Genomic DNA, 15537 nt, shown 5'->3' with positions numbered 1-15537 from the left:
TGCTGATGCGGCCTCCCCGCTGTTTTGTCCGTGCGGCGGGGCTGTGGGGCGCGCTCGTACCGAGCGCTGAGGCGCCTTGTGCGGGCGTGGGTCCACTCTCGACGGGTTGAGGCTGGTTGGGGGCGCTGCGAAGGGCACCAACCCGCCGGTAGATGAGCGGGGCGGGGAATCCGGGCGGGCCACGGCGGTCCGGCCCGCAGTGCGACGGCGAAAAATCAGCTCTCAGCGGTACCGCCCGCACCCGCTCCGGACGCGGGGGTAGGGTGGAAAACAAAAAGCCCCGGGGCCCGCCTGTGCGGACTTCGGGTATTTGCCGTGCAGCTGAAGGAGACCCCTGCCCCATGAGCCTGAACGGACTTCGCGCCGCGCTCGCCGAGGACCCCTCGTACGCCCGCGTCCGCGCCGGCGCGGCCCGTGCGCCGGAACAGCGCAGTGAGGACCTGCAGATCAGCGCGCCGCAGGGGATGCGGGCGGCCCTGGTCGCGGAAATGGTCGACGGGCTGGCCGACGCCGAGACCCCCGATGCTGCCCGCCCCCCGGTCGTGCTCGCGGTCACCGCCACCGGCCGCGAAGCTGAGGACCTGGCCGCTGCGCTGCGCAGCTACCTGCCGCTCGAGTCCATCGAGGAGTTCCCCAGCTGGGAAACCCTGCCGCACGAGCGGCTCTCCCCGCGCTCGGACACCGTCGGCCGGCGGCTGTCGGTGCTGCGGCGTCTCGCCCATCCCGGCCCGACGCCGGTGAAGGTCGTGGTCGCGCCGGTGCGCGCCGTCGTCCAGCCGCTCGTCGCCGGCCTGGGCGACCTGGAGCCGGTGTCCCTCAAGACACGGGAGGAGCGGAGCTTCGACGACGTGGTCAAGGCCCTCTCCGCCGCTGCCTACGCCCGGGTGGACATGGTCACGCACCGCGGGGAGTTCGCCGTGCGCGGCGGCATCCTGGATGTCTTCCCGCCGATCGACGACCATCCCATCCGCATCGATTTCTTCGGTGACGAGGTGGAGTCCATGCGCTGGTTCGCCGTCGCCGACCAGCGCACCCTGACCGGCGAGAACGTCACCCACCCCACCGAGCTGTACGCCCCGCCCTGCCGTGAACTGCTGATCACGCCCGCGGTGATGAGCCGCGCCGCCAGGCTCAAGCCGCAGATGCCGGCCGCAGCCGACATGCTGGAAAAGATCGCCGGCGGCATCGCCGTCGAGGGCATGGAATCCCTGGCTCCGGTGCTGGTGGACGGCATGGTCCCGCTGATGGGCGAGCTGCCCCCGGGATCGATTGCCGTCGTCGTCGAGCCGGAGAAGGTGCGCTCACGCGCCCACGACCTCGAGGAGACCAACGCCGAATTCCTCGCGGCCGCGTGGGCCACCGCGTCCGACGGCGGGGCGGCGCCGGTGGATCTCTCCGGCGAGGTGAGCGCGGAGCTGGAATCGGCCGGCTTCCGGTCCCTGACCGACACCCGCTCCGCGGCGCTGGCGAACGACGTCGCGTGGTGGTCGGTCACCTCGCTGAACCAGGACGAGGAGACCGTCCTGGACATCGACACCCTGACCATCAACGCCCGGGAGCCGCGCGGCTACCAGGGCGACGTGCAGGAAATGATGGACTTCATCGGCACCCGGGTCCGGGACGGCTGGAAGGTCGTGGTGGTGACCGAGGGCCCCGGCCCGGCCGCCCGACTGGCCGAACTGTTCCACGAGCACGAGCTGCCCGCCGCCCGGGTGGACTCCCTGGAGACCGCCCCGCAGGCAGGGATCATTGAGATCACCACGGCCAGCGCCGGCCGGGGGTTCGTCTTCGACTCGCTGAAGACAGGGCTGCTCACCGAGGCGGACCTGCTCGGCCGGGCCACCGCCTACTCCACCCGGGACATGCGCAAGATGCCCTCCCGGCGGCGCAACGCCGTCGACCCGCTGCAGCTGCGCGAAGGTGACTTCGTGGTGCACGAGCAGCACGGCATCGGCAGGTTCAAGGAGCTGATCCAGCGGGCCACCGGCGCCGGCGCGAACAAGACGGTGCGCGAATACCTGGTGCTGGAGTACGCCCCGGCCAAGCGCGGCGCGCCGGGGGACCGGCTGTTCGTGCCCACGGACCAGCTGGACCAGATCACCCGCTACGTGGGCGGGGATGTGCCGGTGCTGTCCAAGATGGGCGGCTCGGACTGGGCCAAGACCAAGTCCCGGGCGCGCAAGGCGGTCAAGGAGATCGCGGGGGAGCTGATCCGGCTGTACTCGGCCCGGATGGCCTCGCGCGGGCACGCCTTCGGTCCGGACACCCCCTGGCAGCGGGAACTGGAGGAGGCCTTCCCCTATGTGGAGACCCCGGACCAGCTGACCACGATCAACGAGGTCAAGGCCGACATGGAGCGCGAGGTGCCGATGGACCGGCTGGTCTCCGGCGACGTCGGTTACGGCAAGACGGAGATCGCCGTGCGCGCCGCGTTCAAGGCGGTGCAGGACGGCAAGCAGGTGGCGGTGCTGGTGCCGACCACGCTGCTCGCCCAGCAGCACATGGAGACCTTCACCGAGCGCTTCTCCGGCTTCCCGGTACGGGTGCAGTCCCTCTCCCGGTTCCAGACCGCCAAGGAGGCCAAGGAAGTCACCGAGGGGATCCGCAACGGTTCCGTGGACGTGGTGATCGGCACCCACCGGCTCCTCAGCCAGGAGATCCAGTTCAAGGACCTCGGCCTGGTGATCGTGGACGAGGAGCAGCGCTTCGGCGTCGAACACAAGGAGGCGCTGAAGAAGATGCGCACCAACGTGGACGTGCTGGCCATGAGCGCCACCCCGATTCCGCGGACCCTGGAGATGTCGCTGACCGGCATCCGGGAGACCTCCACGCTCGCCACTCCGCCGGAGGAGCGGCACCCGGTGCTCACCTATGTGGGCCCGTACACGGACAAGCAGGCTTCGGCGGCCATCCGCCGTGAACTGATGCGTGAAGGCCAGGTGTTCTTCGTTCACAACCGGGTGTCGTCGATCGAACGGATCGCCTCCCACCTGCAGCAGCTGGTGCCGGAGGCACGGGTCGCCGTCGCGCACGGCCAGATGAGCGAGGCGCGCCTGGAGCAGATCATCGTGGACTTCTGGGAGAAGAAGTTTGACGTCCTGGTCTGCACCACGATCATTGAGACCGGTTTGGATATCTCCAACGCCAACACCCTGATCGTGGACCGGGCGGACAACTTCGGCCTCTCCCAGCTGCACCAGCTGCGCGGGCGGGTGGGCCGCGGCCGGGAGCGGGCGTACGCGTACTTCCTGTACCCGGCGGAGAAACCGCTGGGCGAGGTGGCGCTGGAGCGGCTGAAGGCCGTGGCCGCGCACAACGAGCTCGGCGCGGGCATGCAGCTGGCGATGAAGGACCTGGAGATCCGCGGCGCCGGCAACCTGCTCGGCGGGGAACAGTCCGGCCACATTGCCGGCGTGGGCTTCGACCTGTACATCCGGCTGGTCGGGGAGGCCGTGGCGGACTTCCGCGGCGAGGCCGAGCAGAAGGCGGCGGAGATGAAGATCGAGCTGCCGGTCAACGCGCACCTGCCCCATGAGTATGTTCCCGGGGAACGGCTGCGGCTGGAGGCCTACCGCAAGCTGGCCGCCGCGCTGACCAACGAGGCCATCGACGAGGTGCTCGCGGAGCTCACCGACCGCTACGGCACCCCGCCGCAGGCCGTGCTGAACCTGATCGAGGTCGCCCGGTTCCGCGTTCTGGCCCGCAGCGCCGGGCTGACCGATGTGGCCACCCAGGGCAACTTCATCAAGTTCGCCCCGGCCTCCAGCCTGCCCGAGTCGCGGGTGATGCGCCTGCAGCGCATGTACCCGGGCGCACAGGTGAAGCCCGCGCTCGACGCCGTGCTGGTGCCCAAGCCAAAGACCGCCCGGATCGGCGGACGGGACCTGGTGGACGCAGAAATCCTGGCGTGGGCGCGCCAGGTGGTGGAGGCAATCTTCCAGGAACAGCCGGTCAAGGCCGGCGCATAGGCGTCAGCCCGCGGCCAGGGTGACGGCGAAGGCCACCGCGACGGCGGCGAGGACGGCCACCACCACGCCGTACCCGATCTGGTTCACACGGCGGCGGCGGCGGCGCTCGAGGCGCAGGTCCCTGCGGGTCATGGTTGTGCTCATGTGCGTGACTGTAGGAACCGGTCCACGGGAGGTTTAAGAGTAGTTGTCACCTGCCCGCTGCGGGACCACTACTCGTTTGACTTGCCTCGGGGCTACCTGCCCGCGCCGACGTCGCCCTGAAGACACACAGGAGGGGCACCCGATGCGGGTGCCCCTCCTGGTTTGAAGCTGCGTAAGGGTATTACCGGCCTTCGTCGCCCGGACGTCCCTCGGCCAGTTCACGGGCGCTGTCGGAGCGGCCCATGAGCATCGGCACGAAGTAGGCCAGGGTGAAGGCGGCCAGGCAGGTGCCCAGAGGCCAGATGTTGTCAAAGTCCAGCCAGGTCAGGGTGTAGATGCCGACCAGGAAGAGGGCGAACATCAGGATGAAGGTGATCAGGTTGCTGGCCAGGTGGCCTTCGCCCGAGTGGGTGGGTTCCTTGGCGCGGGTGCCTGCCATGGTGTTCTCCGTTTCGAAAGTTCTTCAGCAGCCGTATGGCTCAGTAGCCAGAGGCGGCATTACCACCGTTAACAATAGCGATTCCCGAGCTGGCGCCAATTCGGGTGGCGCCCGCGTCGATCATCGCACGGGCATCTTCGGCGTTGCGGACGCCGCCGGAGGCCTTCACGCCCATAGCCGGACCGACGGCGGCGCGCATCAGGGCCACGTCCTCCGCGGTGGCTCCGCCGCCGTTGAAGCCGGTGGAGGTCTTGACGAAGTCGGCCCCGGCTTCCACCGCGGCCTCGCAGGCCAGCACCTTCTGCTCGTCGCTGAGCAGGGAGGTTTCGATGATCACCTTGAGGATCGCTCCGCCGTCGTGCACGACGGCGGCTACGCCGGCGATGTCGCGGACCAGCGCCTCACGGTCACCGCGGCGGGCGGCGGCGATGTCGATGACCATGTCGATTTCGTCCGCGCCGTCGGCCACTGCGCCCTGGGCTTCGAAGGCCTTGACCTCGGTGGTGGTGGCGCCGAGCGGAAAGCCGATGACCGAGCAGGTGAGCACGCTGCTGCCCTTGAGCTCGTTGTGGACCGTGCTGACCCAGATCGGGTTCACGCAGACGGACTTGAAGTTGTACTCCATGGCTTCGGAGCAGACCTTGAGGATGTCTTCCCGGCTGGCCTCGGGCTTGAGGAGGGTGTGGTCAATGTAGGAGGCGAGCTCAGTCATGGCTCCCATTTTGCCACAGGGGCGTTGGAGGAACGCGGTGGGGCGGCAGGCCATGGTGTGCCGCCGGACACCTGGCGGACACCAAAAAACCGGCTACACAGCAAACGGCCGCAGCCAGAGGTCTGCGGCCGTTTGCTGTGTAATAACTAGCTGGGCCAGTTGCCAATGAGCGGCTTGACGATGCTGACGCCGGAAATGTCGTTCGCTGCTGCGCTGGCGGGAGCCGCGCCGAACGTGGCGATTGCGGCAGCCAGCAGGAGGGATGCGCCCAGTTTTTTCTTCATGTGTCTCCCCATTTGCCTAAGGTCAGGCGATCTCCTGACCGCATGAACTATACGGCAAGATCGCACGGGAATGATGGGGAAGAGTGTGCGTGGGAACCGTCGTCCCTCCGTAATGTCGACCTGCTGCTGTCTGCGAGTGGCAGAATGACAGGAAAGTACGACCGATCACGAAAGCGCCGGTGGCCAATGGGGGACGAGGATGAGTTTATTGGCTATGAATTCGAGGCCACGGAAGCTTGGAAGCGCAGGGATTACGACCTAACCGTCGCTGTCGCTGCGAAGGGCGCAGAGGCGGCCCGGAACGCCGGATTCATCGAGGGCGCTGGGCGTCTGCTCCTCCTGCAGGTGAGAGGTCTTTTCGATGCTGGTCGTTACGGCGAGATCCTCGGGATAGTCGAGACACTGCTGGGCATGCCCCTGGCGGGCACGGCTACGGCCTTCCAGGCCAAGAAATTCAAGGCTCTCGTACTGCAGACCTCCGGGCGAATGGAGGAAGCTGTGGCGGTGGCGAGACAAACGATCGCGGAGATTCCGAACAGACCCGAAAACGGGCAGCAGTCGATGGATCTGCACTGGGTTCTGATTGCTGTTCTGGCGGAAAGCGGCCGACTGGCCGAAGCATGGGACGCATCCTTGGACCTTGCCGGAATTGCGTCAGGATCCGGAGACAGCGAAGCCGCTGGGAAGTCATTCTGGACAATCGGCAATGTGGCCTTCATGACCGGCCGATTGCAGGAGGCCGAACGTTTTCACGGGCTCGCCGCCGAAAAGCTCTCAAGGCACCGTGACGTCAACGGGTGGGCGCTGTTTAATAAGGCCAGCGCCAACATGCGCCTCCATGCCGGTCTGGTGAATGACGAGACCCTGGACTGTATCGAACGGGCCGAGCTGGCGATTTCCGTGACCGGTGGCAGCCCTCGAGACGCTTTGGAAGTTTCGCTCCTGCGGGCGCACTGGGAGCTGCTGACCGGTGAAGTCGAGGTGGGGTTGGAGCGGCTCGGCACGCTGCCCCTTGACGGGAACAGCAGCAGGTTGATCCTGGCCGAGGTTAACTATCTGCGGGCCTTAGGTTTCGGAAAGCTTGGAGACGGGACCAAGATGGCCGAACTGGCCGCTTTGGCAGCGGATCTGTTTCGTCAGGCCGGTGCGGAAACGCAGCTTGCCAAGGCGCAGGAATTGCTTGACAGGGCTACGGAAGTAAATTCATAATCATCTTTCTGAAGCAGCGGCAGTGCCCCAGCTCGGGGCCTGCGCTCCATCCCGGAACCGCCGTCGAGCCCGGCGGGGCTCTCACCGGAGCTGCTGAAGAACACGTTGCTGGGGGGTCAGCGGAAATGAAAGTGACGCATTACCCGGACGGTGGGGCCCATCGACAGTGCGTTTGGGTGGCGCTGGGATGAGCGCCCCGCAAGACAGCGGAGCAGGAGCAGTCCCACAGAGCCTGCACAGGGCAAGGGCGGACGTCCATGTCTCCTTGCAGGAAAACGGCTTGATTCGCCTCGAGCTTCCTCCAGGGCGGCCGATCACAGGCGGGTTGGCGACCATGGCTGCTGCAGAAGTTCTCCGGCTCGCCGACGGTCGGAGAGTGCGAGTGTTGTTGGGGCTGGCCGGTGTCGATTCCATCACCCGCGAGGCACGCAATGTCTTCGGTTCTGTGCCAAATCTTGCAGCCGTGGCCGTTCTGGGTGCCGGCCCGGTCGATAAGGTCATTGCGACTTTCCTGCTGGGTGGCAGCGCGCGCCCCCAGTTTCCCACCAGGTATTTTTCGTCAGAAGACAAGGCCCGTAACTGGCTGGAGGAACATTCGGCGTGATAGATGGCCAGCCCACAGCCGACCCAGGCTTCTCCGGCGACGGTCCTGGCTGCCGGAAGCAGGAGGAGGACGCACGCTTGACCCAAGTGGTCGAGGGAATTGTCCGCATCGCTTCCGGCGACCTTGCCAACCCTATCCCGCGCTCTTATGCCCGTGACCAGGTAGACGCGGTGATCACAGGCATAAACCTCCTCGCAGAGGAGCTGCATTCTGTCTACAGGGATTTTGAGGAGAGGGTCGAATCCCGGACAGCTGAGTTGCGGAATGCGCACCTGGAAATGGAGCGTATGGCGCTCACCGATGCCTTGACCGGCGCAGCGAATCGGACAGCGCTGACCAGGCTGCTGTCCAGGGAGTTGGAGCATGCCCACGCCCGCCCCGGGATCCTCATGCTCGACATGGATGCGTTCAAGGACATCAACGACAGTTTTGGGCACCTGATGGGAGACAAGGTCCTCATCCAGGTCGCCGCAAGAATCCAGTCGGCTGTGCCTCCCAGTGCCGTCGTTGCCCGACTCGGCGGAGATGAGTTCGCCGTCTTGCTGCCTGGGACGGACGCCCGCTCAGCTCTGTCCGTGGCTGAGGGCATTCAGCGCTCGTTCGATTCGGTCATTCGCCTCGACGAGCTGGACGTCTGGCCCCGGGCCAGCATCGGCGTCCATGTGGCGCGGGAAGGCCAGCAGGCCGAGGACATCATGCTCCGCGCCGACGTGGCCATGTACTCCGCCAAGGAACAGGGCAGGGGCCGAATCGCCGTGTTCGAACCCGTGATGCTCTACGCGCGGCAGCTGCGCCGCCAGACCTCCGCCGAACTGCGCCACGCCGTGACGCGCGGCGAGCTTTTCCTTGAGTATCAGCCGGTGGTGTCCCTGACCTCCGGGCAGGTGCAGGGCGTCGAGGCGCTGGTGCGCTGGAACCATCCGACCCGCGGGCTGCTTCCGCCGGGGGAGTTCATTCCGGTGGCCGAGGAGAGCGGCGTGATCGCCGACGTCGGTGCCTGGGTGCTCCAAGCGGCGCTGGAGCAGCTGGGCCATTGGCTGGCGGACGGTGCGGTGGGCTCCGAGTTCAGCCTGCGGGTAAACCTGTCGGCCATGGAACTGCAGCGCATCGACCTGGTGGACACGGTCCGCCTGGCGCTGCGCCGCTGCGGGGCAACGCCGGAAAACCTGATCCTGGAAATCACCGAGAGTGCATTCGTGTCCGGCGGCGACGTCGAGACCTACAGCCTGAAGGCCCTGAACGCCCTGGGCGTACGGATCGAAATCGACGACTTCGGCACCGGCTACTCCTCGATCAGTTACCTGCGCCGGCTCCCGGCCTCGACCGTCAAGGTGGACCGTGCACTGATCAAGGACATCGCGGAGGATGAGCAGCAGCTGGAGTTCGTATCCGCCGTGCACGGGCTCATCCGGGCCGCCGGCATGGATGCGGTATTCGAAGGCGTGGAGACCACGGAACAGGCCCGGCAGCTTCAGCGCATGGAGTGCTGCAGCGGGCAGGGGTATTACTTCAGCCGGCCCCTCAGCGCCGAAGCGGCCACAGAGCTGCTGCGCAGCGGCGCCCGGCTGCCCATGGAGCCGGCAGTCCGCCCCTGAACGTTTGCCGCAACAGGCCGGCCCCGCGGGCCAGGGAGCTCAGCCCCTCAACCGCCGGTCCGACGGCGGTGCCTCCAAGCGGGACTGCCACGCCCAGACAAGCACGGCACCCAGGCAGGCGCCCAGCGAGTTGGCCAACACATCCTGGACGGTGCCGTGCCGGGCGGGGAGCAGCATTTCCTGCGCCAGCTCGATGCCGGCTGAGCCGCAGGCGCCCCAGAGCGCAGCGCTCCACGCCCATCGCCTGCCGAGCCAAACGGCGCCCAGCAGGCCCAGGGGGACGAACAGGGCGATGTTCGCCGCCGCCTCCACCAAGCCGTAGTCAATCCACGCCGGCGCTCCGCGCTCCTGCAGGGCGGCCAGGAGCCGGGCCAGCGGGCCGGCAAACGCGCCGTCCACGGGACCCGGCCACAGGGCGACCACGGTGAGGGCCAGGATGTACGGAACCAACAGCACTGAAGCCCAGCCGCGGCCGCGGCGGGCGGCGCCGCGCAGCTGCGTTTCGCCGTCGCCTGTCATATCCACCGGGTCCTGTTCCTTGGGCCTGCCGGCACGTCCTTGGATCTGCTGCGGACGTGCCGGCAGCTGCAGGTGGCAGAGCCCGGCCGTGCGCCGTCATTATGCTGAGCGGAGCGTACCCTGCGGAGGGGCCGGGGGAGGAGCGTGGACGGTCAGAGGCCGAGTGCCGCCCGCACATCGGCCAGCACGGCGTCCAGCTGCTCGCGGGCGGCGGCGCGGGCAGCCGGCAGCGCCTCGGGGCCGTTGACCGGCCTGATGACCTCGAGATAGCACTTGAGCTTCGGCTCGGTGCCGCTGGGCCGGATGATCACCCGCGTGTCGTCGTCGGTCAGGTACAGCAGACCGTCCGTCGGCGGCAGCGCGGCGCTGCCCTCGGCCAGGTCGACGGCGGAGCGCACCGGGGAGCCGGCGAACGCCGCCGGCGGTTCCTGCCGCAGCGTGGCCATCATCTCGCCCAGCAGCGCGAGGTTGTCCACCCGCACCGACAGCTGGTCGCTGGCATGCAAGCCGTGGGCCAGGGCCAGCGCGTCCAGTTCGTCAAACAGCGTGCGGCCCTCCGCCTTCAGCGTGGCGGCGAGCTCGGCGATCAGCAGCCCGGCGGAGATGCCGTCCTTGTCGCGGACCAGCTGCGGGGCGACGCAGTAGCCCAGCGCCTCCTCGTAGCCGAAGGTCAGCCCGGGTACCCGGGAGATCCACTTGAAGCCGGTGAGGGTCTCTTCATGGCGGAATCCGGCGTCGTCGGCGATCCGGGCGAGCAGCCGGGAGGAGACGATGGAGTTGGCGAACACCACCGGCTCGCCGGCCTGCCTGCCCCGGAACTTCGCGTGCCCGGCCTTGATGCGCCGGGCGAGGTGGGCTCCCAGCAGGGCACCGACCTCGTCGCCGCGGAGCATCCGCCATTCCCCGGTGGCCGGGTCCTTGGCGGCGACGGCGGCCCGGTCGGCGTCGGGATCGTTGGCGAGCACGATGTCCGCGCCGCGTTCCCGCGCCAGGGCGAGGGCGAGGTCCAGCGCGCCGGCCTCCTCCGGATTGGGGAAGGCGACGGTGGGGAAGTCCGGATCCGGGCGGGCCTGCTCGGCCACCGGGACCACCGGGCCGAACCCGGCGTCGCGCAGCACCGAGACCATGGTCTCGCCGCCGACGCCGTGCATTGCCGTGTGCACGATCGCCAGCTCCCGGCTCGGGTGGCCCTTGAGGCTGGCAAGGCGGGTGACGGCGTTGATGTAGTCGGCCACCAGGGACTCCGAGACCTCCGCCCACCCCTCGGGGGCGACGTCGATGCTGGACAGGGGCTTCCCGTAGTCAATCCGTGCGGCGATCTCCGCGTCGTAGGGAGCTACGATCTGCGCGCCCTGGCCGGGGCCCTTGACGGTGTGTCCGCCCAGATACACCTTGTAGCCGTTGTCCGCGGCCGGGTTGTGGCTGGCGGTGACCATGACGCCGGCGTCGGCGCCGAGGGCGCGGACCGCGTAGGCGAGCACGGGGGTGGGCAGCATGCACGGCAGCACCAGGGTCTCGACCCCGGCGGCCGTGAACACCGCAGCGGTCTCCTCGGCGAAGTCGAGGGACTTGCGGCGCCCGTCGTAGCCGATCACCGCGCTGGGCTGCCAGCGGCCTGCGGAGGCATCGAGCAGGAAGCGGGCGAGCCCGTCCGCGGTGCGGCGGACGACGGCGCGGTTCATCCGCATCGGTCCTGCGCCCAGGGCGGCCCGCAGCCCGGCGGTGCCGAACTCCAGGGTGCCGGAGAAGCGGTCAGCCAGCTCACGGGCCGCGTCGGCGGCTTCCGCCTCACCGCCGTCGAGCCCGGCGAGGAGGTCGCGCAGCTCGCGGGCCGTCTCCGGGTCCGGGTCCTCCCGGGCCCAGGTCCGGGCGGCGGAGGCCAGGTCGTGCAGTGCGGTGGGGGTGAGGCTCATGTTCCTTGGCTTCTGGGTGGGTTGCGGCGGCAAAAGGGAAGGCGCGGAGCCGAAGCTCCGCGCCGACGCAGTCTAGATGCGTCCGATGATCTCGGCCAGCAGCTTGGAGATCCGGGGGCCGGCGGCCTGGCCGGCCTCGATGACCTCCTGGTGGCTCAGCGGCACCGGACTGATGCCGGCCGCCAGGTTGGTCACCAGGGAGATGCCGAACACTTCCATTCCGGCGTGCCGGGCAGCGATGGCCTCCAGCGCGGTGGACATGCCCACCAGGTCGGCGCCGATGGTCTTGGCGTAGCGGACCTCCGCGGGAGTCTCATAGTGGGGGCCGGTGAACTGGGCGTAGACGCCCTCGTCCAGGCTCGGATCCACCTCGCGGGCGATGCCGCGCAGCCGGGAGGAGTACAGATCGGTGAGGTCCACGAACGTGGCGCCCTCGAGCGGGGAGGCTGCGGTCAGGTTGATGTGGTCGCTGATCAGCACCGGAGTGCCCGGCGCCCAGGCCGGGTTCAGCCCGCCGCAGCCGTTGGTCAGGACCATGGTCCTGGCGCCCGCGGCCGCCGCGGTGCGGACACCGTGCACGACCGCGCGCACACCGCGGCCCTCGTAGTAGTGGGTGCGTGCACCCAGCACCAGGGCGTTCTTGCCGTCCGGGGTGCGGATGGAGCGGATGGTGCCCACATGGCCGACCACCGCGGGGGCGGTAAAGCCGGGAATGGTGTCGGCCGGGAGGGTGGCGGTCGTCTCGCCGATCAGCTCCGCCGCCTCACCCCATCCGCTGCCGAGCACCAGGGCAAGATCATGCTGTTCCACGCCGGTCTCTGCCGCAATGTGTGCTGCGGCCTGCCGGGCCAGTTCAAAGGGATCGTTGGTCACGGCACCAACTTACCGCCACCCGGCGCTGCTGGCTAAAGCCGGGCGCGGGGCCGGCGGGCAAGGTTCCATCGGGCACTGTTTGAGCGCTGTCGACGGATGGGACAGAATGGGATGCTGTGACCAGCCATCTTGACTTTACTGCCCGCAAACTCGCGATCCTCGGCGGAGGGCCCGGCGGCTACGAAGCCGCCATGGTCGCCGCCTCACTCGGTGCCGAGGTGACGGTCGTCGAGCGCAACGGGCTCGGTGGCTCCGCGGTGCTGACCGACGTCGTGCCTTCGAAGACCCTCATCGCCAGCGCCGACATCATGACCCGCCTGGTCGCCGCCCACAACCTCGGCGTGGAGCTGGCCGACGGTTCGCCCGTCGTCGCCGACCTGAAGGTGGTCAACGCCCGCCTGCTGGCCCTGGCCAAGGAGCAGTCCAACGACATCCGCCGCACCCTGGAGCGGATGGGCGTGAAGGTGATCATCGGTGAGGGCCGGCTGCTGGACCACCGCACCATCGAGGCGGTCACCGAAAACGGCACCGAAACCGTCGAAGCCGATGCGCTGCTGATCTCCACCGGCGCCAACCCGCGCGAGCTGGACAGCTCCAAGCCGGACGGTGAACGCATTTTCAACTGGAAGCAGATCTACAACCTCACCGAGGTGCCCGAGCACCTGATCGTCATCGGCTCCGGCGTGACCGGCGCCGAGTTCGCCTCCGCCTACAACGGCCTCGGCACCAAGGTCACCCTGATCTCCAGCCGCGACCGCGTGCTGCCCGGCGAGGACGCCGACGCCGCCGTCGTGCTGGAGGACGTCTTCCAGGCCCGCGGCATGACCGTCCTGAACCGTTCCCGCGCCGACTCCGTGGTGAACACCGGCGACGGCGTGCTGGTCACCCTCTCCGACGGGCGCACCGTGGAGGGCAGCCACTGCCTCGTCGCCGTCGGCGCCATCCCGAACACGGCCGGCATCGGCCTCGAGGAGGCCGGCGTTCAGCTGGACGAGCGCGGACAGATCAAGGTCGACGGCGTCTCGCGCACCACCGCGCCGAACGTCTACGCCGCCGGCGACTGCACCGGCGTGTTCAACCTGGCCTCGGTGGCCGCCATGCAGGGAAGGATCGCCGTCGCGCACCTGATGGGCGACGGCGTGAAGCCGCTGCGCCTGAAGCAGGTGGCCTCCAACATCTTCACCTCTCCGGAAATCGCCTCCGTGGGCGTCTCCGAGCAGGACATCGCCGCCGGCCGCTACCAGGGCGACGTCATCAAGCTCTCCCTGCACACCAACCCGCGCGCCAAGATGATGGACGTGACCGAGGGCTTCGTGAAGATCATCTCCCGCAAGGGCTCCGGCACCGTGATCGGCGGCGTCGTTGTCGGCCCGCGCGCGTCCGAACTGATCTTCCCGATCGCCATGGCCGTCACGCACAAGCTGCACGTGGACGACGTAGCGAACACGTTCACCGTCTACCCGTCCCTCACCGGATCGATTTCCGAGGCGGCACGGCGACTTCACGTGCACATGTAGCCCTTTTCTCTTGTGATGCCCGACGGCGTCCGTTTCCCTGTGAGGGGGAGCGGGCGCCGTCGGCGGTTAAGGGCTTGGCGGGCCGCACGTTTTCCCGGCGCGGGCCCACGAGCGGGTGGCCGGGCCGTCCCCGTTGGGGCGGGAAAACTCAAATGTTTCAGCGTCTTATCTCATTATTTGGACACATGTCCGTATGTTGGACTGCCGGTTTTACGATGATGTCCTGTTCGAACCCGCACTCTCACTGGGAAGACCGCCATGACAACAACATCGTCCGGCTCCACAGCCGCACCAGCACCAGCCAACCCGCGCGGCAGGGTCCTCATCGCCAGCCTCGTCGGCACCTCGATTGAGTTCTACGACTTCTACATCTACGCCACCGCGGCCGTGCTCGTCTTCCCCGCGCTGTTCTTCCCGAGCCAGGAGGGCATCGTCGCCCAGCTGGCCTCGTTCGCCGTCTTCGGCGTCGCGTTCATCGCCCGTCCGCTCGGCTCGATCGTCTTCGGCCACTTCGGCGACAAGAACGGCCGCAAGGGCACCCTGGTTGCCTCGCTGCTGACCATGGGCATCGCCACCTTCCTCATCGGTTGCCTGCCCACCGCCCTGGTGCCGGGCTGGGCCATCTGGGCGCCCGCGCTGCTGGTGGTCATGCGCTTCGCCCAGGGTCTGGCCCTCGGCGGCGAATGGTCCGGCGCGGCCCTGCTGGCCACCGAGAACGCCCCGGCCAACAAGCGCGCCATCTACGGCACCTTCCCGCAGCTGGGCGCTCCGATCGGCTTCATCCTGGCCAACGGCCTGTTCCTGATCCTCAGCTTCAACCTGACCAATGAGCAGTTCATGTCCTGGGGCTGGCGCATTCCGTTCCTGGCAAGCGCCGTGATGGTCATCATCGGCCTGTACGTGCGCATGAAGCTGGTGGAGACCCCCGCCTTCCAGAAGGCCGTGGACACCGGCAAGGTCGCCAAGCTGCCGCTGGGCACCGTGTTCCGCACCAGCTGGCGCGCCATGATCGCCGGCACGTTCATCATGCTGGCCACCTATGTGCTGTTCTACCTGATGACCACCTTCTCCCTGACCTACGGCACGGCCGCGAAGTCCGAGGCGGACGCCCGGGCCGCAGCCGAAGCCGCCGGGAAGACCTTCGATCCGTCCACCTTCGCTGAAGGGCTCGGCTACACGCGGAACGACTTCCTGATCATGCTGATCGTCGGCGTCGTGTTCTTCGGTATCTTCACCATGGTCGCCGGCCCGCTGGCGGAGAAGTTCGGCCGCCGCAAGACCCTGCTGGTGGTCACCGCGGGCATCTTCGTGTTCGGCTTCCTGATGGATCCGCTGTTCGGCGGCGGCTTCGTGGGCACCATGGCCGTACTGATCCTCGGCTTCACCCTGATGGGCCTGACCTTCGGCCCCATGGGCGCCATCCTCCCTGAGCTGTTCCCGACCAACGTGCGTTACACCGGCTCGGCCATCGCCTACAACGTCTCCTCGATCCTCGGTGCCGCCGTGGCGCCGTTCATCGCGGTCGCGCTGTGGCAGGCCGCCAACGGCAGCACCTGGCTGGTCGGCGTGTACCTGAGCTCGATGGCGGTGCTCACCCTGATCGCCCTGTTCCTCACCAAGGAAACCAAGGACGTCGACTACGAAAACCACTCAGGCTAAAGCTCAGCCTCCAGCCGCCTGACAAAGCAGAAGGACCAGGATCCCGCACGGGGCCTGGTCCTTCTGCTTTGTCAGGTGAGGGCCCGACGCCGGCTCGCACC

13 protein-coding genes are annotated in these 15537 nt (G+C 68.1%); 6 read left to right on the top strand and 7 right to left on the bottom strand.

The window, feature by feature from the left end; all coding sequences use genetic code 11:
- Positions 1–341: 341 nt before the first annotated feature.
- The gene (gene mfd, locus AC5RV6_RS12250) at positions 342–3968 is read left to right on the top strand and encodes a transcription-repair coupling factor (protein WP_494007605.1); all 3627 of its coding nucleotides are present in this window, start codon (positions 342–344) and stop codon (positions 3966–3968) included.
- Positions 3969–3971: 3 nt separating this feature from the next.
- On the opposite strand, the gene AC5RV6_RS12245 is transcribed toward mfd, so the two are convergent.
- The 4 genes from AC5RV6_RS12245 to AC5RV6_RS12230 form a co-directional block, all read right to left on the bottom strand.
- On the bottom strand, positions 3972–4112 hold the full coding sequence (locus tag AC5RV6_RS12245) for a hypothetical protein (RefSeq protein WP_494007604.1): 141 nt from the start codon (positions 4110–4112) through the stop codon (positions 3972–3974).
- A 181-nt stretch (positions 4113–4293) separates the two neighbouring features.
- Entirely contained in the window at positions 4294–4551 is a 258-nt protein-coding gene (locus AC5RV6_RS12240; RefSeq protein WP_494007603.1) for a hypothetical protein, read from the bottom strand.
- Between the two features lie 40 nt (positions 4552–4591).
- A complete protein-coding gene (gene deoC / locus AC5RV6_RS12235) occupies positions 4592–5263 on the bottom strand; it encodes a deoxyribose-phosphate aldolase (protein WP_494007602.1) in 672 nt (223 codons plus the stop codon).
- Positions 5264–5409: 146 nt separating this feature from the next.
- Positions 5410–5547 (bottom strand): hypothetical protein, encoded by a 138-nt coding sequence (locus tag AC5RV6_RS12230; protein ID WP_494007601.1) that lies wholly within the window; start codon positions 5545–5547, stop codon positions 5410–5412.
- A gap of 144 nt (positions 5548–5691) precedes the next feature.
- Here AC5RV6_RS12230 and AC5RV6_RS12225 point away from each other — a divergent pair, with 144 nt between their 5' ends.
- The 3 genes from AC5RV6_RS12225 (at position 5692) to AC5RV6_RS12215 (ending at position 8955) form a co-directional block, all read left to right on the top strand.
- Positions 5692–6756 (top strand): hypothetical protein, encoded by a 1065-nt coding sequence (locus tag AC5RV6_RS12225; RefSeq protein ID WP_494007600.1) that lies wholly within the window; start codon positions 5692–5694, stop codon positions 6754–6756.
- Positions 6757–6943: 187 nt separating this feature from the next.
- Positions 6944–7360 carry a DUF7793 family protein gene (locus tag AC5RV6_RS12220; RefSeq protein WP_494007599.1) on the top strand — a complete coding sequence of 139 codons (417 nt, stop codon included), beginning with the start codon at positions 6944–6946 and terminating at the stop codon, positions 7358–7360.
- Between the two features lie 287 nt (positions 7361–7647).
- Positions 7648–8955, top strand: coding sequence for a putative bifunctional diguanylate cyclase/phosphodiesterase (locus tag AC5RV6_RS12215; RefSeq protein WP_494007598.1), 1308 nt, complete (start codon positions 7648–7650; stop codon positions 8953–8955).
- A gap of 39 nt (positions 8956–8994) precedes the next feature.
- Here the strand turns inward: AC5RV6_RS12215 and AC5RV6_RS12210 are convergent, their stop codons facing one another.
- The 3 genes from AC5RV6_RS12210 to AC5RV6_RS12200 all read right to left on the bottom strand — a co-directional run bounded on the left by AC5RV6_RS12210 (position 8995) and on the right by AC5RV6_RS12200 (position 12260).
- Positions 8995–9474, bottom strand: coding sequence for a VanZ family protein (locus AC5RV6_RS12210; protein WP_494008080.1), 480 nt, complete (start codon positions 9472–9474; stop codon positions 8995–8997).
- Positions 9475–9626: 152 nt separating this feature from the next.
- A complete protein-coding gene (locus AC5RV6_RS12205) occupies positions 9627–11387 on the bottom strand; it encodes a phospho-sugar mutase (RefSeq protein WP_494007597.1) in 1761 nt (586 codons plus the stop codon).
- A gap of 72 nt (positions 11388–11459) precedes the next feature.
- Positions 11460–12260 (bottom strand): purine-nucleoside phosphorylase, encoded by an 801-nt coding sequence (locus AC5RV6_RS12200; RefSeq protein ID WP_494007596.1) that lies wholly within the window; start codon positions 12258–12260, stop codon positions 11460–11462.
- A 116-nt stretch (positions 12261–12376) separates the two neighbouring features.
- Between AC5RV6_RS12200 and AC5RV6_RS12195 the strand changes: the two genes are divergently transcribed.
- Together AC5RV6_RS12195 and AC5RV6_RS12190 are read left to right on the top strand one after the other, a co-directional pair.
- The gene (locus AC5RV6_RS12195; RefSeq protein ID WP_494007595.1) at positions 12377–13777 is read left to right on the top strand and encodes an NAD(P)H-quinone dehydrogenase; all 1401 of its coding nucleotides are present in this window, start codon (positions 12377–12379) and stop codon (positions 13775–13777) included.
- A 258-nt stretch (positions 13778–14035) separates the two neighbouring features.
- Positions 14036–15436 carry an MFS transporter gene (locus AC5RV6_RS12190; RefSeq protein ID WP_494007594.1) on the top strand — a complete coding sequence of 467 codons (1401 nt, stop codon included), beginning with the start codon at positions 14036–14038 and terminating at the stop codon, positions 15434–15436.
- Positions 15437–15537: the final 101 nt, after the last annotated feature.

The organism is Arthrobacter saudimassiliensis, assembly GCF_059090665.1.
The sequence above is the reverse complement of the archived record's forward strand: the minus strand, read 5'-3'. Positions and strand labels throughout refer to the sequence as shown.

Bases quoted from the DNA above. Each gene is read 5' to 3' on its own strand.
- mfd (WP_494007605.1), top strand. From the start codon at position 342: ATGAGCCTGAACGGACTTCGCGCCGCGCTCGCCGAGGACCCCTCGTAC.
- AC5RV6_RS12245 (WP_494007604.1), bottom strand. From the start codon at position 4,112: ATGAGCACAACCATGACCCGCAGGGACCTGCGCCTCGAGCGCCGCCGC.
- AC5RV6_RS12240 (WP_494007603.1), bottom strand. From the start codon at position 4,551: ATGGCAGGCACCCGCGCCAAGGAACCCACCCACTCGGGCGAAGGCCAC.
- deoC (WP_494007602.1), bottom strand. From the start codon at position 5,263: ATGACTGAGCTCGCCTCCTACATTGACCACACCCTCCTCAAGCCCGAG.
- AC5RV6_RS12230 (WP_494007601.1), bottom strand. From the start codon at position 5,547: ATGAAGAAAAAACTGGGCGCATCCCTCCTGCTGGCTGCCGCAATCGCC.
- AC5RV6_RS12225 (WP_494007600.1), top strand. From the start codon at position 5,692: ATGACAGGAAAGTACGACCGATCACGAAAGCGCCGGTGGCCAATGGGG.
- AC5RV6_RS12220 (WP_494007599.1), top strand. From the start codon at position 6,944: ATGAGCGCCCCGCAAGACAGCGGAGCAGGAGCAGTCCCACAGAGCCTG.
- AC5RV6_RS12215 (WP_494007598.1), top strand. From the start codon at position 7,648: ATGGCGCTCACCGATGCCTTGACCGGCGCAGCGAATCGGACAGCGCTG.
- AC5RV6_RS12210 (WP_494008080.1), bottom strand. From the start codon at position 9,474: ATGACAGGCGACGGCGAAACGCAGCTGCGCGGCGCCGCCCGCCGCGGC.
- AC5RV6_RS12205 (WP_494007597.1), bottom strand. From the start codon at position 11,387: ATGAGCCTCACCCCCACCGCACTGCACGACCTGGCCTCCGCCGCCCGG.
- AC5RV6_RS12190 (WP_494007594.1), top strand. From the start codon at position 14,036: ATGACAACAACATCGTCCGGCTCCACAGCCGCACCAGCACCAGCCAAC.